The organism is Acinetobacter sp. NPDC052428 (assembly GCF_044547685.1).
In the GTDB taxonomy this organism is placed as follows: Bacteria; Pseudomonadota; Gammaproteobacteria; order Pseudomonadales; family Moraxellaceae; genus Acinetobacter; species Acinetobacter lwoffii_G.
This window is the reverse complement of the sequence record NZ_JBIUAT010000004.1, coordinates 1-21,874: the sequence shown is the minus strand read 5'-3', so window position 1 is coordinate 21,874 and position 21,874 is coordinate 1. Positions and strand designations below refer to the sequence as shown.

20 protein-coding genes are annotated in these 21,874 nt (G+C 43.5%); 7 read left to right on the top strand and 13 right to left on the bottom strand.

Features of this window, described 5'->3' with window-relative positions:
• Positions 1–9: 9 nt before the first annotated feature.
• The 4 genes from hfq to tsaE all read right to left on the bottom strand — a co-directional run bounded on the left by hfq (position 10) and on the right by tsaE (position 4,017).
• Positions 10–537, bottom strand: coding sequence for an RNA chaperone Hfq (gene hfq, locus ACIG3F_RS04180; RefSeq protein WP_396469434.1), 528 nt, complete (start codon positions 535–537; stop codon positions 10–12).
• 92 nt (positions 538–629) lie between these two features.
• Complete coding sequence (miaA, locus tag ACIG3F_RS04175; RefSeq protein WP_148334399.1) at positions 630–1,574, bottom strand: tRNA (adenosine(37)-N6)-dimethylallyltransferase MiaA; 945 nt, start codon at positions 1,572–1,574, stop codon at positions 630–632.
• 6 nt (positions 1,575–1,580) lie between these two features.
• A complete protein-coding gene (gene mutL, locus ACIG3F_RS04170; RefSeq protein WP_396469433.1) occupies positions 1,581–3,548 on the bottom strand; it encodes a DNA mismatch repair endonuclease MutL in 1,968 nt (655 codons plus the stop codon).
• Positions 3,538–4,017: a tRNA (adenosine(37)-N6)-threonylcarbamoyltransferase complex ATPase subunit type 1 TsaE gene (gene tsaE / locus ACIG3F_RS04165; protein ID WP_216986633.1), complete on the bottom strand. Its 480-nt coding sequence runs from the start codon at positions 4,015–4,017 to the stop codon at positions 3,538–3,540. Before tsaE ends, mutL begins: the two co-directional genes overlap by 11 nt.
• Positions 4,018–4,143: 126 nt before the next feature.
• Here tsaE and ACIG3F_RS04160 point away from each other — a divergent pair, with 126 nt between their 5' ends.
• The 3 genes from ACIG3F_RS04160 to ACIG3F_RS04150 all read left to right on the top strand — a co-directional run bounded on the left by ACIG3F_RS04160 (position 4,144) and on the right by ACIG3F_RS04150 (position 6,055).
• Positions 4,144–5,052 carry a pseudouridine synthase gene (locus tag ACIG3F_RS04160; RefSeq protein ID WP_216986168.1) on the top strand — a complete coding sequence of 303 codons (909 nt, stop codon included), beginning with the start codon at positions 4,144–4,146 and terminating at the stop codon, positions 5,050–5,052.
• Positions 5,053–5,166: 114 nt separating this feature from the next.
• Positions 5,167–5,514 (top strand): type II toxin-antitoxin system RelB/DinJ family antitoxin, encoded by a 348-nt coding sequence (locus ACIG3F_RS04155; protein WP_005106547.1) that lies wholly within the window; start codon positions 5,167–5,169, stop codon positions 5,512–5,514.
• Positions 5,515–5,611: 97 nt separating this feature from the next.
• On the top strand, positions 5,612–6,055 hold the full coding sequence (locus tag ACIG3F_RS04150) for an N-acetyltransferase (protein WP_005106546.1): 444 nt from the start codon (positions 5,612–5,614) through the stop codon (positions 6,053–6,055).
• A 43-nt stretch (positions 6,056–6,098) separates the two neighbouring features.
• Here ACIG3F_RS04150 and ACIG3F_RS04145 read toward each other — a convergent pair whose 3' ends face one another.
• The gene (locus tag ACIG3F_RS04145) at positions 6,099–6,806 is read right to left on the bottom strand and encodes a pseudouridine synthase (protein WP_396469432.1); all 708 of its coding nucleotides are present in this window, start codon (positions 6,804–6,806) and stop codon (positions 6,099–6,101) included.
• A 140-nt stretch (positions 6,807–6,946) separates the two neighbouring features.
• Between ACIG3F_RS04145 and ACIG3F_RS04140 the strand changes: the two genes are divergently transcribed.
• Positions 6,947–7,399: a DUF441 domain-containing protein gene (locus ACIG3F_RS04140; RefSeq protein WP_004645490.1), complete on the top strand. Its 453-nt coding sequence runs from the start codon at positions 6,947–6,949 to the stop codon at positions 7,397–7,399.
• 260 nt (positions 7,400–7,659) lie between these two features.
• Here the strand turns inward: ACIG3F_RS04140 and ACIG3F_RS04135 are convergent, their stop codons facing one another.
• The 6 genes from ACIG3F_RS04135 to hrpA all read right to left on the bottom strand — a co-directional run bounded on the left by ACIG3F_RS04135 (position 7,660) and on the right by hrpA (position 17,865).
• Positions 7,660–7,986: a gamma-glutamylcyclotransferase family protein gene (locus ACIG3F_RS04135; RefSeq protein WP_396469431.1), complete on the bottom strand. Its 327-nt coding sequence runs from the start codon at positions 7,984–7,986 to the stop codon at positions 7,660–7,662.
• Between the two features lie 30 nt (positions 7,987–8,016).
• Entirely contained in the window at positions 8,017–9,732 is a 1,716-nt protein-coding gene (locus ACIG3F_RS04130; RefSeq protein ID WP_396469430.1) for an AAA family ATPase, read from the bottom strand.
• Positions 9,733–9,822: 90 nt separating this feature from the next.
• Positions 9,823–11,829 carry a hypothetical protein gene (locus tag ACIG3F_RS04125; RefSeq protein ID WP_396469429.1) on the bottom strand — a complete coding sequence of 669 codons (2,007 nt, stop codon included), beginning with the start codon at positions 11,827–11,829 and terminating at the stop codon, positions 9,823–9,825.
• Positions 11,830–12,025: 196 nt separating this feature from the next.
• The gene (locus ACIG3F_RS04120; RefSeq protein ID WP_396469428.1) at positions 12,026–12,778 is read right to left on the bottom strand and encodes a 1-acyl-sn-glycerol-3-phosphate acyltransferase; all 753 of its coding nucleotides are present in this window, start codon (positions 12,776–12,778) and stop codon (positions 12,026–12,028) included.
• Positions 12,779–12,804: 26 nt separating this feature from the next.
• Positions 12,805–13,914, bottom strand: coding sequence for a beta-ketoacyl-ACP synthase III (locus ACIG3F_RS04115; RefSeq protein ID WP_396469427.1), 1,110 nt, complete (start codon positions 13,912–13,914; stop codon positions 12,805–12,807).
• Between the two features lie 30 nt (positions 13,915–13,944).
• Positions 13,945–17,865 (bottom strand): ATP-dependent RNA helicase HrpA, encoded by a 3,921-nt coding sequence (hrpA, locus tag ACIG3F_RS04110; protein ID WP_396469426.1) that lies wholly within the window; start codon positions 17,863–17,865, stop codon positions 13,945–13,947.
• A gap of 489 nt (positions 17,866–18,354) precedes the next feature.
• On the opposite strand from hrpA, the gene ahpC reads away from it, so the two are divergent.
• Entirely contained in the window at positions 18,355–18,918 is a 564-nt protein-coding gene (gene ahpC, locus ACIG3F_RS04105; RefSeq protein ID WP_004278916.1) for an alkyl hydroperoxide reductase subunit C, read from the top strand.
• A 292-nt stretch (positions 18,919–19,210) separates the two neighbouring features.
• Positions 19,211–19,417 carry a KTSC domain-containing protein gene (locus ACIG3F_RS04100; RefSeq protein WP_004278917.1) on the top strand — a complete coding sequence of 69 codons (207 nt, stop codon included), beginning with the start codon at positions 19,211–19,213 and terminating at the stop codon, positions 19,415–19,417.
• A gap of 11 nt (positions 19,418–19,428) precedes the next feature.
• On the opposite strand, the gene ACIG3F_RS04095 is transcribed toward ACIG3F_RS04100, so the two are convergent.
• Complete coding sequence (locus tag ACIG3F_RS04095) at positions 19,429–20,019, bottom strand: O-methyltransferase (protein ID WP_396469425.1); 591 nt, start codon at positions 20,017–20,019, stop codon at positions 19,429–19,431.
• Positions 20,020–20,043: 24 nt separating this feature from the next.
• Positions 20,044–20,262, bottom strand: a complete 219-nt coding sequence (locus tag ACIG3F_RS04090) for a DUF1653 domain-containing protein (RefSeq protein ID WP_280561091.1) — start codon at positions 20,260–20,262, stop codon at positions 20,044–20,046.
• A 233-nt stretch (positions 20,263–20,495) separates the two neighbouring features.
• On the opposite strand from ACIG3F_RS04090, the gene ahpF reads away from it, so the two are divergent.
• The coding region (gene ahpF, locus ACIG3F_RS04085; RefSeq protein ID WP_396469424.1) for an alkyl hydroperoxide reductase subunit F at positions 20,496–21,874 on the top strand (1,379 nt) is incomplete at its 3' end.

Below are 21,874 nucleotides of genomic sequence, written 5' to 3'. Positions count from 1 at the left end.
CAAACTCGATTAACGATTGTTTTCATCGTCTGAAGAGTCTTCAAATTTAGTGTCGTTGTCAAAGCCAGCGCCTTGACCACTAAAGCCAGCACCTTGACCACCGAAGCCACCTTGACCACCGAAGCCGGCACCTTGACCACCAAAGCCGCCTTGACCACCAAAGCCACCGCCTTGACCGCCGAAGCCACCTTGACCACCGAAGCCGCCGCCTTGACCGCCAAAACCACCTTGACCACCGAAGCCGCCAGCACCTTGACCGCCACCAAAGCCACCTGCAGCACCTTGACCACCGAAGCCCGCACCTTGTGGACCAGCAGGCGCGCCAGCAGGACGTGGATTACGTGCAGGTACTACAGTTGAAATTGCATGCTTATAAACCATTTGGCTTACTGTATTTTTTAATAAAACCACGTATTGGTCAAAAGATTCGATATGACCTTGTAATTTAATACCGTTTACCAGGAAGATAGATACTGGGATACGTTCCTTACGGAGAGAATTCAAGAATGGATCTTGTAAAGTTTGACCTTTAGACATGTTATAACTCCAAAAAAAATTAAAAATCAGCGCAAAAACTATCTCTATTTTTCAATTAAAAATTATAAAAAAGATAGTTCCTAAATTTTGCTTTATCCGTGACAGTTTCGCAAGTCTTCTTGAGCCTGCTGTAGCGTAAAATATGTTGTAAATTTATGCTTTTCTTGCAAAGACCTTAACCACGTATATTGACGTTTTGCAAGTTGTCGTGTCGCAAATAAAGCTTTATCCTCCATTTCCCGTTGCTTTTCCTTGGTTTTATCAGCATTTTTTAAGAATTCCATAGCCTGACGATAACCCACTGAACGCATGGAAGGTAAATTTTCATTAAAATCGTATTTTTCAATTAAATTCACAACTTCATTTAAAAAACCGCTTTTCCACATAATTTCCAGACGTTGTTCAATACGCCCATGTAATTCTAACCGATCTGGCATCAGTGCATAATTATGGAAACTGTAACGATATGGTAAGTTTTTAGGTTGTTCTGCCTGTAGTTTTGTAATCGGCTCACCAGTCAATTTAAAAACTTCCAAGGCTCGAATAATGCGCTGCTTGTCGCTAACCTTGAATTTTTCACAGGCAATCGGATCGACTGCACATAATTCTGCATAAACCGCTTCCCAGCCCTCCTGCTCACCCTTGGCTTCAATCTCTGCCCGGATAGCATAGTCTGCACTTGGTAGGTTATCTGACAAACCTTCAAGCAAGGCCTTAAAATACAGCATGGTTCCGCCAACCAGAATCGGGGTTTTACCACGCACATGAATATCATCAATCAGGCGGCAAGCATCTTCGACAAAGTTGGCTGCAGAATACACTTCAAGTGGACTAATAATATCAATCAGATGATGCGGATAGCGCGCCAGTTCCTCTTTAGAAGGTTTGGCTGTACCAATGTCCATTTCCCGATAAACCAGTGCAGAATCGACCGAAATCAGCTCAAATCCCCCTTGCTCATACAGTTCACATGCCAAAGCAGTTTTACCACTTGCAGTTGGCCCCATTAAATTGATGACCGGCAATTGATTGGACATGTAAAACTACTCTCCTCGAGCAAAAAGTTTATCTAGTTGAGCCAATGGAAAGGCGCGCCAAGTCGGACGACCATGATTACATTGACTGGCAAATTCGGTTTGTTCCATCTGCCGTAATAAAGCATTCATTTCAGACAAACTTAGGATACGATGCGCTCGCACTGCACCATGACAGGCCATTCCCGCCAAAATTTGGTCACGCTTCTGCAATAGGCTTTGTGCTTGATCCCCCGGATCTAAATCATTCAATAATTCAGGAATCAGGGCATCGAAATCGGCCTTGTGTAGAATAGCGGGGACGCCGCGCACAATCACTTGCTCATCACCATACTGATCAATTTCCAAACCCAAACGTGCCAACTGCTCTTTCAGCTCTTCAACCCGCATGGCCTGCATCCGGCTAATGTTTACGACCTTTGGAATCAGCAATTGCTGTGATGTCCAGAATTCAGGTTTATCCCAGGCCGATTTCATCTGCTGCAAGACGATACGCTCATGCGCCGCATGCATATCCACAATAATCAGACCTTCGGTATTTTGCGCCAGAATATAAATGCCGTGTAACTGGGCAATGGCAATACCCAGTGGATGCTCATCCACTTTGGTGTTTACATGTGTCTGAAAAGACTGCTCAGGGCTGAATGCTGCGGTTTCCGAACTTTCTCTCAACGGAGCCAGATAACTTTTCAATGCATTATTCAGTTGCTGTGAACCATAATAAGATTTACGGTAATCTTGGGAATAATGCACTGTTTGTGGACCTGAAGATTCAAAATCGGTCAGTACATCCGAAGCTTCGTGATCACTTGTGGTAGATGTGGGTCTAGCCATCGGCTGTTGCGAATGCACAGCCTGATGCAGGCTAAACTGCTCCTGATAGCGTGGTTGTGGTGCCACAAAATCAGGCTGTTGATCCTGTTTCATCGCCTCGGCTAAATCTGCAGTCGCAGTCTGGAATTGTGCCAGCGTTCCCTTGGCATAATGCCGCACAAACTCATGTACTTCACGTTGATTCAGGAAGCGAATTTCATGCTTGGTCGGATGAACATTCACATCAACATTTTCCGGATCAACTTCCAAAAACAGTAAATAAGCCGCATGCTGATGGCCATGCAAGATACCATCATAGGCCATACGCAAGGCATGGGAAATCGTTTTGTCTTTGACAATCCGGCCATTCACATAGACATACTGCAAATCAGCCTGTGCACGTGCATCTGAAGGATGGCCAAGCCAGCCAGACAAACGCATGTTGATACTGTCTGCATCCATCCAGTAGGCATTTTCAGTAAACTGGCGGCCAAGCAATTGCTGTACCCGCTGAAAACGCAAAGCGCCGCTATCCGCCACGGGTAAATTCAGTTTGATGCTTTCATTATGTTCTAGCACAAAACGGATATCAAAATGCGTCAGTGCCATACGGCGCACAATTTCTTCGATATGACCAAATTCAGTGCCCGGTTTTTTCAGGAATTTACGCCGTGCAGGCACATTAAAAAACAAATCCTGAACCCGGATATGCGTCCCTTTTGAAGCCGCGACCGCTTGAATTTCCTGATGATCAAAAGCCGTGCCATTGACTTCGACCTGATAACCGATGCCCTCGTCACTTTGACTGCTGATCATGGTCAGGCGTGAAACCGCTGCAATCGACGCCAGGGCTTCGCCACGAAAGCCCAGACTGCTAATCGCATACAGTTCATCAGCGCTCTGGATCTTGCTGGTGGCATGGCGCATCACGGCCAAAGCCAGATCTTCAGCATGAATTCCGCGTCCATTGTCGATGATTTCAATTAAAGTACTACCGCCCTGTTCGACCCGAATGATCAGTTCTGTAGCACCCGCATCAATCGAGTTTTCCAGTAATTCCTTGACCACAGAGGCCGGACGTTCAATCACCTCACCTGCGGCAATCTGGTTGGCAAGTGCAGGATCAAGGGCACGAATACGGCGCAGACTTAAATCATTCGACATGTGAGAATTGACGCTCCAGAGCCTCTCGTAAGGCAAGATTCGATGAAATCAGACTTGCAGTACGAGTAAGTTCATCTTCAGATTTTAAAATTTCAATAATCAGGTCAGCTTGCGGAATTTCATCGCCACCTTTGGATGGCCATTCAAATAAAAATAGCGCATTCGGTGTTTCCAGATAATCCCGGATTCCCATCAGTTCCAGTTCATACGGATCATTCAGACGATACAGGTCAAAATGAAAAATATCCTGACCATTAATTTGATAGGGTTCGACCAGTGTATAAGTTGGACTTTTCACTGAACCTTTATGACCCAGCTGTTGCAAATAATAACGCGTTAACGTCGTTTTTCCTGCCCCCAGGTCACCAATCAGATATACGACTCCCGCAGGGAAATTTTCCGCCAGAACCTTGGCCAGTTTTTGGGTATCGTCTTCATAATTTAAAGTGACATTAAATGAATAAGGCATATTACTCACGACATGATGCAAAAGAATAAATATGATAGCATCGCCACGCTTTAAAAGCCTATTCACCTGTGTGAGAAACTGTATTTTTTCACAGCATCTGTCCCTTAAGAGGTTAATCTGCCTGCCATGCAACCAACTGTTGATTTTAACCCGCCTATGCTGAATGGGGTCAGTGCCAGTAAAGTGTTTTTGCCAGCCAGTCCGGATATACCCCTGACAGTTCTTGCTTATTTATGCGCGCAATTTGCGCATATTACAGCAGATGAATGGCAGTCCCGTTTCAACGAGGGTCTGGTCTATGATGCTCAGGGCAATCAATTATCAACAGATAGCCCATTTCAGCCCAATAGCCACTGTTTTTATTACCGCTTTTTGGCACATGAAGTGCATGTTCCTTTTCAACATCAGATTTTATTTGAAAATGAGCATTTCATGGTGGTCGATAAACCGCATTTTTTGACCATGAGCCCGACCGGACAATATGTGCAGGAAACTCTATTGGTTCGTCTTAAAAAGCAAACCGGTAATGAACATTTAACGCCTATTCACCGGTTGGATCGTGAAACGGCAGGTGTGGTCCTAATTTCCAAATGCGTGGAATCGCGTGGCCTATATCAGCAGATGTTTGCTACACGTCAAGTGCAGAAGACTTATCATGCGATTGCAGCTTATCAACCTGATTTAAAATTTCCATTGATCACGCGATTAAGAATGGAAAAGGGACAGCCTTTTTATACCATGCACGTGCTAGACGGAACGCCAAATAGCGAGACAGCGATTGACCTGCTGGAACACAACACAGAATGGGCTAAATACGAGTTGAAACCGCATACTGGCAAGCAGCATCAATTACGGGTGCACTTGAATCATCTGGGTATTCCGATTCAGCACGATCCCTTTTATCCACAGGTAGCACACAAGGCGGAAGATGATTTTTCTGCCCCTTTAAGTTTATTGGCCAAACATATTCAATTCATCGATCCGATCACGCAGAAAAGCATGAATTTCAGCTCGCAACTTGAATTGACACTGTAAATCGCTTGTCATTACAGATTATTTTCTAAAATCGGTCGCTTTAAGATTGAATTTCAAACGTAATTGATTAGAATAAAGGCGAAAAGTTAAGTAATTTAAAGCTTTAAAAATATTATGAGAAAAACTGAAGTTTATCAAATTCGCTTGGACTCGCAAGAGAAGAAACAAGCCTTTGCGGTATTTAAGCAATTGGGGATTACGCCAGCTCAGGCCGTGCGTCTTTTTTTCAAGCAGGTGGTGATTACCAAATCGATCCCCTTCTCGATTGAAAACCAGAATATCAATCTGGAACAGCTGATCCGACTGCGCAAGCTGAAACAAAATGAAGCTAAAACCGAGCAAAATGCGCTTTCCAGTTCTGCCCTGAATCTATTGGATGAGCAGGAAATTGCATTGGATGATGATCATCTTGATTTATTTGAAGAACTGAATGCCATTTTGGGTGAAAGCGACAAAATTTAACATTGTTGCATTTCCGAACAATTTCTAAAGCCTGCCACTCATAAACTTCGCTATGCTTGATGCTGATAATCAATAAAAAATTAGCATGGAGTATGCAATGCTCGTACGACGCGCCCAGTCAGCAGACCTGAATCAGCTGGCGATATTATTTGATGAATATCGACAGTTTTATGGTACGTCTTCCAATCCTGAACTCTCTTACCAATTTTTAAAACAGCGTTTTGAAGATGGGCAGACTGTTATTTTTATTAATACCAAAGATGATACCTTTACCGGTTTTATCATCCTGTATCTGGGTTTTTCTTCGGTGGCCTGCTCGACCTATTATATTCTGGATGATGTCTATATCACTCCAGTTTTTCGGCGTCAGGGCGCAGCCAAACAACTGATTGATACTGCGATTTTATTTGCCAAACATGAACAAGCCTTAAGAATCACTCTGGAAACCCAAAAAAATAATTATCAATCGCATAAATTGTATGAATCCATGGGATTTATCAAGGATGATGAATTTCAGACTTATCACTGTTTTCTGAAATAAGTCCTAATTTTTTTAGTCACATTTCAAGCGAATACAAAATTTATTATTCCGAGCGGAATTTGGCCTGCGCCACCTGTTCCGCATTTAAATACAGCCATTCCCCTTCAGCCAGTTCAGGCAAGACCAAAGCACCTATTTGTGCACGGTGCAATTGTTCAACTTTATTGCCTACGGCAGCTAGCATGCGCTTCACCTGATGATAGACGCCTTGATGAATGGTCATTTGTAGACGATTTTCAGCCAATCGAGTCACTTCAGTAGCTGCAAAAATCCCTTTTTCATTTCTTAATTCAACACCCTGCTCTAGTTGCTGAATCTGTTCATCCGTGACTGCATCCGCAGTTTGCATCTGATAAACTTTTGCGACATGCTTTTTCGGATGGGTGAGCGCTTGCAGAAACTGTCCATCATCGGTCAGCAATAACAGTCCGGTGGTATCCTGATCCAGACGGCCTACACACTGAATCCCCCGATTTAGCAGAATGTCATCAAACAGGTCAAACACACTAAAATGATGCGTCGCCTGATGCGAACACTCGTAGCCTTGCGGCTTGTTTAATGCGATATAGACTTTTTCCCGATAGGTATGACTTTTCCCATAAACCTCGAAATTTAAGTGATTCAAATCCAGTTTATATTTGGGATTGTCAATCACTTCATCTTGAATTGAAACAGCACCATTTTTAATCAGTTGCTGACAATGCTTGCGGGAGCCGAAACCTTGTGACTGCAACATTTTTTCCAATAGCATCTGTTTATACCTGTATCGAGTGAAGACCTGTGCATTCTATCCTGAAACAGTCCTGAATTTGATTTCTTCCGCTGTTTTCTAGGTATCATGCGTTGAAAAGCTCTACAATAGCTTTATTTTTCACTCTATCTCTCCCCCTTATGTCGCAACTTGATTTGAATCTGATTGTTCTTTTGGTTTTACTGGCTTGCGGTATTTTCAGTCACAATAGTGCCGTCACCATTGCTGCAGCGGTGTTAATTGTTTTAAAAATTACGCCACTCAGCAGTTTATTGCCTTATGTACAGGCGCACGGTTTAAATATCGGCATTATTATTCTGACTATTGGTGTTCTGACACCGATTGCCAGTGGCAAAATTTCAGGAGAAAGTATTCTTAAATCTTTCCTGAGCTGGAAGTCTTTGCTGGCAATCGCGATTGGGGTCTTTGTCGCGTGGCTGGGAGGACGTGGAGTGAAGCTGATGTCAAATCAGCCAGATGTGGTGGCCGGACTGTTATTAGGCACAGTGGCTGGTGTGGCAGTATTACGCGGTGTTCCAGTCGGCCCTTTAATTGCGGCTGGGATTTTATCCTTATTGATTAGTACACAATGAATGTTCAAATCATCAGCACGCATCACCAGTACGCAAAAATTTCTCAAAAATACATCACATGACCGGAAATATGCAGATCACCCATTGATTATCTTGCGCTAAGCTTTAAAGCAGTGCTTCAGGCTTGCTCAGAAGATACTATCAAATCAACGGAATATTTATTAATTCGATCTTTCAAAATTCAAGCAAAGGAAAGTGAATGATTTTTAAAAGCGGTGACCTGATAAAAATCAGAAATTCAATAAATGACACCTACCAGTCTAATCTTTCAAAGCATAGACCAAACTTTCTATCATCTCACCATTTTCCAAATATACTTTAACCGGAATACGTTGATATTCATCGCCTTCAAATACATCCAGCTCATTCCAATATTTAGGGAGATTCTCGGATATGAATACATAACCCTGAACAGTCTCACCCGAATCACTGAGCTGAATACCCGGGCTACCCAGTTCAGCACCCCAGCCACGCTGCTGCAAATGCTCACGAATATAACCGGCTTTCCAGCTTCCCCCAATCCGTTCCATCACATGGGCATTGGGTTGCTGGGGACGAAGCGTGCCGTATACAAATAAACTGTGCATCTTAAGAACTCTTAAACATCATTGTGATAATTATTCTACAAATAGTAGTGCCAAACGCACCTGGTCATAAGCCATTTTAGGCGTAGTCAATTCCACAATCGGACGCAGCTTAATAGAACCATCATCATTAAAATGTTCCGAGTTTTGACGCTTGGTCAGACGTTTATAAATCTTGCGAACCTGTTCCACCACTTCCTCACCCGGATGGGCAAGCGAGATATCCACCCCCTGCTCTTTATGCAAACGTCCCAAATGATTGATGATGGTTGCCGGAGTCAAACCACGTTCAGTCGCGATATCGGCAATTTCATAGCCTTCTTCAAACAGTTCACGCGTTTCATCTAACGTTGCAGTGGCATAGCTTTGTTTTCCAGCATTCTTGGCAATTTTCTTTTCATTGCGCTGGATTTCAACTTCATTCAAAGTCCCGCCACAATGCCGGATAAAGGCTTTGTGCTGCGCAGTCAAATCGACATTTTCAAAATTCGCTTCGGCTTCATCAGAAAGTTCCTGAAAACGGCGATCAGCTTTAATCGCCAGACTGTCGAGCTCCAAAGCCTGTTCATTAAAGCCTTTTAAACGTAAGCCATTTAAGCTTTTCAAACGGGATAAGGCGACATAGCCCTGTCCTTTTTCAAACGTATGACTCAGATCAATTTCAGCGGCTTCCAAAGTCATGCCTTGTGATTTATGAATGGTAATCGCCCAAGCCAGACGCAATGGAATCTGCTGGAAACTGGCAATGGTTTTACCGGCCTCATTGTCCACCGACCAGGTTTCAGGCTCAACCACCAATGTAGTGCCATCGGTTAATTTGACTTTGGGAAGCACACCATATTCATCATCTTCTTCAAAACTGATCACTTCGCCCAGACTGCCATTGATATAACCCATATCAAAGTTGTTTTTTACAAACATGACTTTGGCATGTTTTTTTAGGGTTAAAGCTTCAGGCGCTCGCACTGACGATTTTAAGGTTTCGATCAGCTTTTCATTGCCATCGCATTGTGCATCAAACTGACGCGGATCATTGTCAATTTCATTTAGATGTTTAAAGTTAATACTGTCTACATCCATATTATGCGTATACAGGCGCGTATAGGTATCGCCGATTTCTTGATGTCGGGTGGCCTGTAAAGCCGTGCGATGTTCATGGCTAATCGCCTGCGCACGAATCGCGTTCAGGATATCATTCAGATAATCATTACCCTGACGATGCTGCTCGGTCAGGTAACAGACACGAAACTTGGCTTCGACCCAGGCATCCGACATAAAGCAGAATTTGTCGCGGTTGCGCTCATCATTTTTACCAACTGGTGGCAACTGGAAAAAGTCCCCTGCCACAATCACCTGAATACCACCGAAAGCTTCATCACTTTCCTTGAAATATTTCAATACCTGATTGACCAGATTCAGCTGCTTGGCATGCAGCATGGAAATTTCATCAATAATCAGGACTTGCGCATTTTCCAGATGTTCTTTTAAGTATTTGCGCTCTTTCATCCGCTTTAAGTCTTCTTCAGACAAAAAGTCTTTAATGCCAATGCCTGCCCAGGTATGAATGGTCATGCCATTCATATGTGTAGCTGCAATACCAGTAGATGCAGTTATGGCAACGGCGACCTTACGCGCCTTTAAATAATTAATATATTGATTCAGCGTATAGGTTTTTCCCGCACCGGCAGAACCGGTTAAAAAGACATTTTCTCCTGCTTTGAGTAACTTAAGGGCAGTTTCCTGTTTCATAAGAGCAATACCGTAAAAGAACGGCTATAGCCTAACGATTTTTAGCGGAAAAGTTAAGCGTCATGGCAGAAAACAAACTGTATTGAACTGTCAGGCCTGCAAGTTGAGCCAGTTAATAAAGTGCATGGCGATATTGCTGTATTCAGCTTCTGCTTTCTGGTTATTCGGATATTCCAGCTGATCAAAAATCACCTGTCCATTCACTAATTGACACCCCAAGATCAAGGGTAGGCGCACAGCAGGATGAGACATACGAAAGGCCACATACTGCCCTTCCAAAATTTGCTGAGCATAGCTTGCCGCCAGACAGTTCCTGAAAATTTTAGATTCCTCTAAAATCCGATCCAAAGTTTTAAGTTCTTCAAAACGCCAGTTGAAATACAGTAAAAATGAAACCTGAGTGATTGGTGTCCAGTTCACCAGTGCGAACTGTTTTTTCAGCTTGGCGATCATTTCCTGCTTTTGAACCTGATCATGCCAGACGACCGCCTGATTAAACAAACTGGTCCAGCTCAGATTTTTCGGTATTTCTGTATGGCTGGAAAAATACTCTACCAGATAGTCACGCACATAACTGTCAAATAGCGACTCACGTACATGCCCGCTTTGCAAATAAAACAGCTGCCTGAACTCAGTAAAAGGAATGCGATAGCGGTGCAGAACATTATAGAAATCACGATTCTGCTGGCTTTGAGGCTGAATATACACCAGAACCTCATCGGGTAAATGCGCCGTAATTTTATATAAATGCTGCATATAAGCCTGCATCATCCGGCTCAAGTTCAGATAAACCTTTTTAGTCAGCTGATCATCCATTTTAACCACATTGCGCAGTAGCTCCATCCATTCGTCCAGATACAGAATTGAGGGACTAATCGCAATCCGCTGATCCTCAATCGATTGGCGTGTGCCTTTTAATACCACCGCCTGATTATGCTGGTGCTGAAACCAGTCATGCTGAATTGCATATTCATGCATGCTATGAATAAACAGTCGCGCCAAGACATATTGAAAATATTGCAAGGTCGCCAGAATAATTTGCGAATGAATACGATGGCTGTCTACAAAACTTAAGGCCGTTACTGCGACCCGCACACTACTATGCTGGATATTATTACTAATCCAGTCTAGTACCTCGGCCGGTTGCTTGAAGATCCAGTTCACTGCACGATGACAATCAAATAGTGGCAATCGGGCTACTTTTTTCTGCCATAAGTACGGATGATTTTCCAGGAAATTCCGTTTGGATAATAAATCATCCCGATGCCACACGTCCCGGTTCATCAATCGGACAAAACCGAGCAGATTACTCTGCTCCTCAGCATGCCGATATAGCAAGCGGATATCATCAGTATGATCATTCAGTTCATGCAGATTAAAGCGCTCTTCAAAAGACAGCGACATAATCCGGAACATCGCCGGAGGCAAAAACTGTGCGGCGCTAAAACAGAACTCATCCAGACTGTCCATCAATGACTGGATCGACAGGAATTCATCCTGCTGCAGGCACTCCAAAGAAAAAGCCTGTTGCAAGCTTTCAAGAATCTGCTGTGGAATCTCTTGTTCATCCTGAACAAAGTTTTGCATGACGGGTGTTGTATACAACCCGGCCTTGATCAGCTGCTGGTCGATAATCTCAGCTTGAACAATCGACATTTGCTGCAGAAATTCGAACACCCGTTTCGGGCCATTAGCCCACGCATAGACCTGAGCCAGGATAAGCTGACGTAACTGTTTGGCTTTGTCGCGTAAATACAACGAATGCTGCGGTTTTAAATCGCCGGTCAGGAAATAGATATCCTGTAAAAAGAATTCCTCTAGCGCTTCCGCTTTACATTGCTGGAAATAAAAATGACTGTCGACCAAAGCAGGTACAGTTCCAGAGTCCAGTGCACGTGGAGTATGAAACTGGATATGAAACAGGCCATCCAGCAATTCAATCCGGTGCTGATCCTGCTGAATTTTTATTAAATTTTGTGCATTCAGATGACCAATCATCGCCATCTGATCAAGATAAAGCTGGTTGAGCTCTGGAGAAATCCGTAAACATTGTTGTGCCAACAACGTTAAAGGTGCTACCAAGCTATCCTGTTCCATACGTGCACCTCGGTCATCTTACAATCATCTTATTTTTATATTGGATCATGCTGAGTCCTTGATCGCCAATCAATGAACACTTAAAAATACATTATGGCATCACTTGCACTATAAAAAAGTCCATGCATCCTCATCGCTAAAAATAGAATATCTCAATAGATCATAGCCTAGATTTTACAGGAATAATTTTTCTTTTTTAGTCTTGCTGACGTAGCACCTTAAGCTCGGCCAAGCCGGTATAAATATGTTGCTGCAAGCTGTGTCGAAATGCAATCAGCTCTTCTTGAGTCTGAACCTCAGCAATCGATTGTCGTGGCATAAACTGAAAATAAAATGGCAGGCGTTTTGGGAATAATCGTTTAGGCAAAGATGGAATCACATCGCCCTGACGTAGTAATTTATTGAGTTGTGGTACTTTGAGGAGTTTTTGAAAATATTTATGCTGGATGATCTTATTGGCATCAAAGCCAATCTCACAGACTTCATCCCCACCGAGTGCAGCAAAAGGGACAATATCATAGTTGAATTCCTGAGCAAGCTTTAAAAATCCGTAACGCTGCTTCCAGATCAGTTGATACTGTTCACCCTGACGTTTGAGTACTTCGCGCCCACCTCCGGGAAACACCAGAATGGAATAGCCCTGCTGCATCACAGCGCGTATATAATGCTGGATGCCATCGACTGCCCCAAACTTTTTTACGGCGTCACGCCATAAGGGCACATAAAAATGGCTATGATCCGCAATACTGACCACAGCCACTTTATGTTCGTTATAAAGGTAATCAATCAGCATCGGCGAATCAAAGATCCCGTACATGGAATGATTACCGACATACATTGCAGGCCGACTGGCATCAATATATTCAGCCCCTAAAAAGGTAGGGGTAAAATATAATTTGGATAAGGCACTTAAGCGTCTAATCCATTGTCCATCATGTTTGACCTGCAAGTTGTCTGCTCCCTATTGACTCCAGATTATGCCACGCGCTTTTGGACCAGAATCGAACCTACCGAATAACCCGCACCAAATGAACACAACACGCCGTATTCACCATCTTCAACTTCATGTGCAGTACGGTGTAAGGCGATGATCACCCCAGCAGAAGAAGTGTTGGCAAACTCATTCAGAATGATCGGTACCAAACCAGGTTTGGCATTTTCTTTACCAACGACCAGTTTCAGGATCAGTTCATTCATGCTGGCATTGGCCTGGTGTAACCAGAAGCGTTTAACACCTGTCGGCTCAATCTGATTCTTCTCCAGTTGCGCAGTAATCATTTTCGCAACCAGTGGACAGACTTCTTTAAATACCTTACGACCATCCTGACGGAAACGCTTGTCGTCAATGTCAGCATTTTCAGAAGTATTCAGGAAGCCGAAGTTATTGCGGATGTTATTCGAGAACTGGGTAAACAATTCAGAATCCAGAATTTCAAAACCGGTTTTGCTGTCAGTATTTTCAATAATTGAAGCGGTTGCCACATCACCAAAAATAAAGTGACAGTCACGTGAACGGAAATCGGTATGTGCAGAGGTAATTTCTACATTGACCAATAACACACGGCGCGCGCCTGCTTGGATCGCATCATAAGCCTGTTTCAGACCAAATGTTGCTGCAGAACACGCCACGTTCATGTCATAGGCATAGCCTTTGATACCTAGAGCGGTTTGAATCTCGATGGCGACAGCAGGATAAGCACGTTGCAAATTCGAGCATGACAAGATCACGATATCAATATCTTCGGCAGTCACACCGGCATTTTCCATCGCCTGCTTGGCTGCGATTACGCCCCATTCTGCTTGCAGTGAAATTTCATCATCTGCACGTTCACGTAAATTTGGACGTAAGCGTTTTGGATCAAGAATACCTGATTTTTCTACGACATAACGGCGTTGTACGCCAGATGCTTTTTCAATAAAGTCTGCGCTAGAACCACGACGCGCTTCAACTTCGCCTGCAGCGATTTTGTCAGCATTTTCGTGATTAAACAGTTCCACATAAGCATTTAAACTTTCAACTAATTCTTCATTGGTGATGACATTTTCCGGATGGAATAAGCCCGTACCCGTAATGCGGATGCCCATGTAAAATTCCTTATCTGAATTACCTATATCTTAACTGATTCCAAGACGATCCCATACTTTTTGCAAGCGAGTTGGAGACACGGGTGCTTTTGTTTTCATCGGTTGTGAAAACAATGAGATTCTTAACTCCTCGACCATGAAATACAATTCTTTCAGGCGAGCGTCATCTTTAAACTTGAATAATTTTTCCATCCATTGATCAATTTGGTCAATGGCGGAATTGTCCCTTTGTAGATTATTGGGCAAGCGCTCTAAACGCAAGATCAAGGCTTTCAAATAACGTGGAAATTCGCTCCATACATCGGAAGGTTTACGATACACAAAGTCAGAAAGGCTCATTAAATCAAGCTGATCTTCAATATCATTCATATTTTTTTCAAACACAGAATGGTCTAAAACCAATAATTTCCGGCGGATTTCCTGCCACTGGATATAAATATCCGTGATTTCTTTCAGGGCAACCTGGCCATAAGTCAGGAAAGATTTTTTTACATCTTCAACCAGCTTTTGGAACTCTTGCGCATTGACAGGCAGTTCATTAATAGACATATGTAGTGTGGCATAAACTAACATTTGTTCCAGTTGCGCTTTATCACCAAGTGGCGAATAAGCCAGCGCCAAAGGTTTGGAAATCTGTTTTTTCAACTGGCGGGTCAAGTCTCCGAGTTGCATATGCACCAGTCGGATCACCCCTTCACGATGTTTTTTAACCGCTTCAGCCTGATCATTAAAAGTCTGAATCACCACACCAGATTCATCTTTCTGCTCCAGCGCAGCGAAGGCTTTGGTCGGAACCAGCGCCTGATACTGCTTGACCACGACACCGGTGACTTTTTGCGATGCTTCAAATACAAAGCTTTCCGGGAAGGTTTTAAATTCACCTTTAAGCTGTTTGACCGGACTATGCGTTTCAGTCCGGCAGCGCGCTTTCAGCTCAGCAAGATCACGCCCCTGTTCAATAACACGACCTTTTTCATCAGTAACTTTGATAAATGGCAACAGATATTGATCGACCCGGTCAAAACTGAAATCTTTCTCAGTGATTTGATCGCCCCGCAACTGGAATGCCAAGAAACTAAAAATATGTTTCTGTAAATCCTGCGCATCTACTTTTGCCATGAGTTTTCGTGCAGTATCCGGAATCGGCACCAGATTACGGCGCTTATCCTTCGGCAAAGCTTTTAGCAATGCTTCAATCAGATCCAGACGCCATCCCGGAATTCCCCATGACCAGATACCTTCATCGACCTGTGCCAAGGCTTGCAATGGAATTTTAACTGTCGCGCCATCTTCATCATGACTCGGGTCAAAACGATAGGTTGCAGCCAGACGCAGGCTACCATTCTGCAAATAGTCCGGGAATTGTTGTGTGGTTGGACGATCATTTAGCCACAGCGCATCGTCATCAACAAATAAATAACGCGGATTCTGCGGCTCTACTGTGGCACGCCAGTCTTCAAAAGTACGACGGCTGGCCACTTCAGGCGGCACTTTGGAGGCATAGAACTGGTAAATGGTTTCTTCATCAACCACCAGATCACGACGACGCAGCTTGTCTTCTACTCGCTCGACTTCTTCCAGTTTAAGTAGATTATGCTTTAAAAATGGCGGAGTAATCCCTAGATGACCGGTAGTTAATGCATCCCGCAAGAAAATTTCATGCGCAGCTGCCTGATCAACTTTTTCATAATTGATTGGGCGTTTCGGCTCAATAATCAGACCAAATAATGAAATCTGGTCATAGGCATTCACTACCCCAGCTTTTTTCGACCAGTGCGGTTCAAAATAATGATGCTTGAGCAAGTCACGCGCCGCCAGCAGAATCCATTCCGGTTCAATCTTGGCCAGGGTACGTAAATACACCTGGGAGGTCTCGACCATTTCAAAGGCCATCACCCACGGCGTATTGGTCTTGTGCAAGGTAGAAGCCGGGAAAATCCGTGCTTTTTGCTGACGCACTGCCATAAAGACATTACGCTCATCGGTCTTGTTGGCGATAAACGATAACAGGCCGGTCAACAAGGCACGGTGCAGATTTTCATAACTGGCTTTCTTTTCATTAAATGACAGTTTTAAACCCTTAGCCAAATCCACCAGTTGCTCATGAGTTTTCTTCCATTCACGCAGACGCAGCCAGCTCAAGAAGTGATTGCGCGCAAAAGTACGACGCTTATTTTCACTCATGCTGTCGCGGTTATTATGCAGCGTCTCCCAGAGCTTGATATAGAACAGGAAATCAGAATCGGCTTCACGGAATAGTGCATGTTTCTGATCAGCCTGCATCTGCTTGTCCGCCGGACGCTCACGCGGGTCCTGAACTGCAAGTGCTGCCACAATGACCAGCACTTCATTCAATACCCCAAAATGTGCACCACCAAGAATCATACGGGCCAGACGTGGATCGATCGGCATTTTCGCCATTTGTTGACCAATCTTGGTTAATCCACCTTGCGTTTCCCCTTTTTTAAAGGAGGAAGGAGTTGCTGACTGCTTTTCATCACTAACTTGAGGGGAGTTTTTCTCAGCCATTGCACCCAGTTCAATGAGGAGCTTACGGCCATCATTCACCAGACGGTGATCTGGCGGTTCGATAAAATCGAAGTCTTCCAGTGAACCCAAACCTAGACTTTGCATCTGCAAAATGACGGATGCCAGGTTAGTTCGCTTGATTTCCGGTTCGGTAAATTCAGGACGGCTGAGGAAGTCTTCTTCAGAATACAGACGAATACAGACACCCGGTGCAATACGGCCACAGCGGCCTTTACGCTGATTGGCTGCTGCCTGAGAAACGGCTTCAATCGGCAGGCGCTGCACCCGTGAACGATAGTTATAACGTGAAATACGGGCAAAACCACTATCAATCACATACCGGATATTGGGAACGGTTAGAGCCGTTTCTGCTACGTTGGTGGCAATAATAATACGTCGCCCACCACCAGAAGGATTAAAGATTTTCTGTTGTTCGGCTAGCGCCAGACGCGCATATAAAGTTAATACTTCCGTATGTCGTGGCCCGTGTTTGATCAAGGTTTCCTGTAGTTCGCGAATTTCCTGTTCCGTACTGGCAAAAATCAGGATATCAGCATGTTCGGGATGACCTTTTTCCTGTGCATCCTGAAAGCATTCTTCAACTGCTTTGACTACGGCACGTGGCAGGTTTTCTTCAAAATCATCAAACTCGTCATCATCACTACCGCCAATGCTCATTTCCGAGATCGGGCGATAACGTAGCTCAACTGGGAAGCTGCGGCCTTCTACTTCAAAAATTGGCGCCCCATTAAAGTAACTGCTAAAACGTTTTACATCCAGGGTTGCAGAAGTAATGATGACTTTCAGATCGGGACGACGTGGCAACAGCTGCTTCAGATAACCCATAATGAAGTCGATATTCAGTGAGCGTTCATGCGCTTCATCAATAATAATCGTGTCATATTTGGTCAGGTAACGGTCATGCGTCAGTTCGGCAAGTAAAATACCATCAGTCATCAAACGCACAATTGAATCTTGTGAACCCTGTTCAGTGAAACGGACTTTAAAGGAAATCGATTCACCGAGTTTTTCGCCAACTTCTTCGGCAATACGCTGTGATACGCTTCGAGCTGCCAGTCGACGCGGTTGGGTATGTCCGATCATTCCAGTCAGACCACGTCCGGCCAACATGGCAATTTGTGGTAACTGAGTGGTTTTGCCAGAACCGGTTTCACCAGCCACAATAATCACCTGATGCTTTTGAATCGCAGCAATCAGCTTGTCAGTGTATTGGGTAACCGGCAGATCCTGATTCAGCTTGATGTTCGGAAGACGTTCAAGCCGTTGCCGTACTTTTAGATTGGATTTTTCAAATAATTCCTGATACTGCTTGGCATCTGCGTCTTTCCCCTTTTTCAGTCGATTTAAACGGTGACGGTCACGCGCCATTATCCATTGATCTACATTTAAATGACTCTGCACAGAGAAAACACCCACATCAAAAAACCGGAAAGGTTTATTTTACTTGGTTCATTAGATTTCAGATAGTCGTAGTTCTGTTAAGTGCCAGACAAATTGACTTTGATCGCCTTATTTCCTTCTATTCAGCGCCATAAACCTGTCAAAATATCTACACTGCTGTCTTGTGTCTGCATAATTGCTTTTAATCACCAGTTTAAGTTTAGAATTGATATTTAAATTATTTTGCGGAAATCATGCTTTTTTCCAAATTGACCCTTGAATTTTTTGGTTTCAACATCATGTTTGCTAGCACGAGGAAAAAGAGATAATTTTGTCATCAGGCCATCATCTTGATGCTGCTCAATGAACAAAGCGATTTTGCCAAAGTGGCGCGTTTTTACTTAATTCGGTTTTTCCGATGTTTGTAATGTAAAAATACCATTTTAGCATCAACCAAAATTTCGATACTCTTATTCAAAATCAAAGACTACCTCAATCATGGAGACAATGATGAGCTTAATTAATACTGAAGTTAAACCATTTAAAGCAACTGCATTCCAAAACGGCAAATTCATTGAAGTTACTGAAGCTGACCTGAAAGGCAAATGGTCTGTTGTATTCTTCTACCCAGCTGACTTCACTTTCGTTTGCCCGACTGAACTTGGTGACCTTGCTGACAACTACGCTGAATTCCAAAAACTAGGCGTTGAAATCTACTCAGTTTCTACTGACACGCATTTCACTCACAAAGCTTGGCACGATTCTTCAGAAGAAATCAAAAAAATCCAGTATGTAATGGTGGGTGATGCAAACTGGACTCTTGCTAAAAACTTTGACGTATTAATCGAAGCTGATGGCCTTGCTGATCGTGGTACTTTCGTGATCGATCCAGAAGGTAAAATCCAAATCGTTGAAATCAACGCTGGTGGTATCGGCCGTGACGCTCAAGAACTTCTTCGTAAAGTTAAAGCAGCTCAGTACGTACATGCTCACCCAGGCGAAGTTTGCCCAGCTAAATGGAAAGAAGGCGATGCAACTCTTGCTCCTTCAATCGACCTAGTTGGTAAAATCTAATTTTAATTAGATTGAACTGATTCAAAAAACCACGCTTTTTAGCGTGGTTTTTTATGGTTTAAACTTTTATGTTAGCGCAATACGGGAGTTTATTTTTTTAAAATGATTTTATTAGGACTTTAAATATTGCAGTCCTATTTTTTTCTTGATCCATCATCTAAAAATTCAGGCATATCTTTTGCTTCGCTTTCTCATAATCCTGACTCATTCTTACAATTGAGCTATACATCTGCAGAGCCATATGGCATAAGTTCAAATGATAAGATAAAAAATATTCAGTGGAGGAACGCATATGCAAAAACTGCTTACCGTGATTTCTTGGAAATACAATCCCTCAAGCCGCCACCTGAAAATTGTATACAGTAATGGTCATACTGAGCTGTATCATCCCGTACCTGAATTTATTTATGACAACCTGCTAAGACGCCAAGACAAAGCCGCATTCGTGGAAAAATATCTCGAATATAATTTACATTTTAATAAAATTTGCATGGATTAGAGCCAATCAAATTAACGAAATCCCACCATCAGCAAACCTGCGCCTATGGGTATAGTACTCATGATAAAACGTGGGTCTTGCTGAATTAAGGCAATAAACTCTTCGACTTCTGCTGCATGTGAAATGACATTATCAACTACCAGTAACCCGCCCTTTGCTTTAAGTAATCGACTCAAATGTGGCCAGCAACTGACATAATCATCGCGTTCAGCATCTAACAGGATAAAATCAAATATTTCCTGTTCTGCCTCCAGATAAACTTGAGCATCAATCACTTTAAAATTGATTAAGTCTGCAAGATCTATTTCTGTCGCATATTGCTTTGCCTGAGCAACTCTCTCTGCATCAACTTCAAGTGTTGTAATCATGGTTTGAGTCTGCCGAGCCGCTTCTGCCAGCCATAGAGTGGAATAACCAGTAGAAGTCCCAATTTCCAGAATACTTTTGGATTGTTGCACACGAATCAGCATAGATAAAAATCGACCGGATTCTGGCTCTATATTGCGATATCGTTGTAGTCGATCTGCCTGCTTCAGGTCATGCCTATGAAACTTTTCATATAATTCTTGCATGAATCTTTCAAATTCATCTGAATTTTGCATCACTCTTCCCTGAGTCTGTTTGGCTTAAAGTGACTGAATCAATTTAAAACGTTCTACTTCACGATCATCGTGGGTGGTAATGGTTTCAGTGAACATCGTTAAAGGACGTACCCAAATTGAATAATCCCCATAAAGACATTGATAAACCACCAACTTTTCTTCAGTTTCACTGTGCGTGGCGACATGGAACACCTGATAAAGCTGTCCCTTATAATGTTGATAAATACCGCGTTGTAATTCCATCATTCAAGTCTCAAATATCTTGTTTTAATCTTAGCTGAAAATCCTTATTCTTGCTCTAAACTACTTGAAAATTAATCTTTCGACCCCATATAGAACTTTGAAATTAATGATGAATTTTTCAATAAATCTGTAAATCCGATCAATAAAATAAAAACAAACTGTTTTACCTATTTATTTAATTCATTTAATATCCTGTTATCAAATAAACATTTACTCCTTTGGAGACGTTAGCAATGTTAGACCAAAATACTTCAGCTCAACTTAAAACTCTATTAGAACGCCTGGAAGGCCCGATTGAACTGGTGGCGACTTTGGATGGCTCTGACAAATCAGCCAAAATCCAGGAACTGGTTGCCGAAGTGGCTGCACTGTCTGATCAGGTGACTGCACGCTTTGACGGGACCAATGCACGTGCGCCAAGTTTCGGGATTGCAAAAGCTGGTGAAGAACCGCGGGTGTTCTTTGCAGGCTTGCCAATGGGTCATGAGTTTACCTCGCTGATTCTGGCATTGCTGCAAACTTCAGGTTATGCACCGAAAGTCTCGGATGAAGTACTGGCGAATATTAAGAGCCTAGGTGTTCAATCTAATTTCGATGTATTTGTATCCTTAAGCTGCCATAACTGTCCGGATGTAGTTCAGGCACTCAACCTGATTGCCATCTATAACCCGGGCACCACAGCCACCATGATTGATGGGGCTTTCTTCCAGGACGAAGTAGAAGAACGCAAGATCATGGCAGTACCGATGGTGTTCCAGGACAATCAGCATATCGGTCAGGGTCGTATGACACTGGAGGAAATCATTGCCAAGTTGGATAGCAATGCCGCTGCCAAAGATGCGGAAAAGCTGAATGCCAAAGATGCTTTTGATGTCCTGGTGATCGGTGGCGGCCCTGCGGGGAATACTTCTGCGATCTATGCAGCACGTAAAGGCATTAAAACCGGGATCGTGGCTGAACGCATGGGCGGTCAGGTGATGGACACCATGGATATTGAAAACTACACCTCTATCCAGAAGACACAAGGTCCGAAGTTTGCCGCTGAAATGGAAGCCCATGTACGTGAGTACGGTGTCGACATCATGAACCTGCAACGGGTATCCAACATCAAAGGTGCGGATGAAACAGCCAATGGTCTGGTGGAAGTGACCTTAGAGAATGGTGCCAAACTGGAATCTAAAACCGTGATTCTGTCGACCGGTGCACGCTGGAGAGAGATGAATGTTCCAGGTGAGCAGGAATACAAAACCCGTGGTGTGGCATACTGCCCGCACTGTGATGGCCCACTGTTCAAGGGTAAACGTGTCGCCGTGATTGGTGGTGGTAACTCGGGTGTTGAAGCCGCGATTGACCTGGCAGGGATTGTGGAGCATGTCACGCTGGTCGAGTTTGATACTAAATTGCGTGCGGATCAGGTGCTGCAAGACAAGCTCAACAGTCTGCCAAATACCACCGTGATCAAGAATGCCTTGTCGACTGAAGTGCTGGGTGATGGTGCACAGGTGACTGGTCTGAAATACAAAGACCGTGCCACAGATGAAGAGCACACAGTTGAACTTGCCGGGATCTTCGTGCAGATCGGTTTGTTGCCTAACACCGATTTCCTGAAAGA

What these genes read in the sequence shown, in the direction of transcription:
- hfq (WP_396469434.1), bottom strand. Translation starts at nt 537, where the DNA reads ATGTCTAAAGGTCAAACTTTACAAGATCCATTCTTGAATTCTCTCCGT.
- miaA (WP_148334399.1), bottom strand. Translation starts at nt 1,574, where the DNA reads ATGTCCAATCAATTGCCGGTCATCAATTTAATGGGGCCAACTGCAAGT.
- mutL (WP_396469433.1), bottom strand. Translation starts at nt 3,548, where the DNA reads ATGTCGAATGATTTAAGTCTGCGCCGTATTCGTGCCCTTGATCCTGCA.
- tsaE (WP_216986633.1), bottom strand. Translation starts at nt 4,017, where the DNA reads ATGCCTTATTCATTTAATGTCACTTTAAATTATGAAGACGATACCCAA.
- ACIG3F_RS04160 (WP_216986168.1), top strand. Translation starts at nt 4,144, where the DNA reads ATGCAACCAACTGTTGATTTTAACCCGCCTATGCTGAATGGGGTCAGT.
- ACIG3F_RS04155 (WP_005106547.1), top strand. Translation starts at nt 5,167, where the DNA reads ATGAGAAAAACTGAAGTTTATCAAATTCGCTTGGACTCGCAAGAGAAG.
- ACIG3F_RS04150 (WP_005106546.1), top strand. Translation starts at nt 5,612, where the DNA reads ATGCTCGTACGACGCGCCCAGTCAGCAGACCTGAATCAGCTGGCGATA.
- ACIG3F_RS04145 (WP_396469432.1), bottom strand. Translation starts at nt 6,806, where the DNA reads ATGCTATTGGAAAAAATGTTGCAGTCACAAGGTTTCGGCTCCCGCAAG.
- ACIG3F_RS04140 (WP_004645490.1), top strand. Translation starts at nt 6,947, where the DNA reads ATGTCGCAACTTGATTTGAATCTGATTGTTCTTTTGGTTTTACTGGCT.
- ACIG3F_RS04135 (WP_396469431.1), bottom strand. Translation starts at nt 7,986, where the DNA reads ATGCACAGTTTATTTGTATACGGCACGCTTCGTCCCCAGCAACCCAAT.
- ACIG3F_RS04130 (WP_396469430.1), bottom strand. Translation starts at nt 9,732, where the DNA reads ATGAAACAGGAAACTGCCCTTAAGTTACTCAAAGCAGGAGAAAATGTC.
- ACIG3F_RS04125 (WP_396469429.1), bottom strand. Translation starts at nt 11,829, where the DNA reads ATGGAACAGGATAGCTTGGTAGCACCTTTAACGTTGTTGGCACAACAA.
- ACIG3F_RS04115 (WP_396469427.1), bottom strand. Translation starts at nt 13,914, where the DNA reads ATGGGCATCCGCATTACGGGTACGGGCTTATTCCATCCGGAAAATGTC.
- ahpC (WP_004278916.1), top strand. Translation starts at nt 18,355, where the DNA reads ATGAGCTTAATTAATACTGAAGTTAAACCATTTAAAGCAACTGCATTC.
- ACIG3F_RS04100 (WP_004278917.1), top strand. Translation starts at nt 19,211, where the DNA reads ATGCAAAAACTGCTTACCGTGATTTCTTGGAAATACAATCCCTCAAGC.
- ACIG3F_RS04095 (WP_396469425.1), bottom strand. Translation starts at nt 20,019, where the DNA reads ATGCAAAATTCAGATGAATTTGAAAGATTCATGCAAGAATTATATGAA.
- ACIG3F_RS04090 (WP_280561091.1), bottom strand. Translation starts at nt 20,262, where the DNA reads ATGGAATTACAACGCGGTATTTATCAACATTATAAGGGACAGCTTTAT.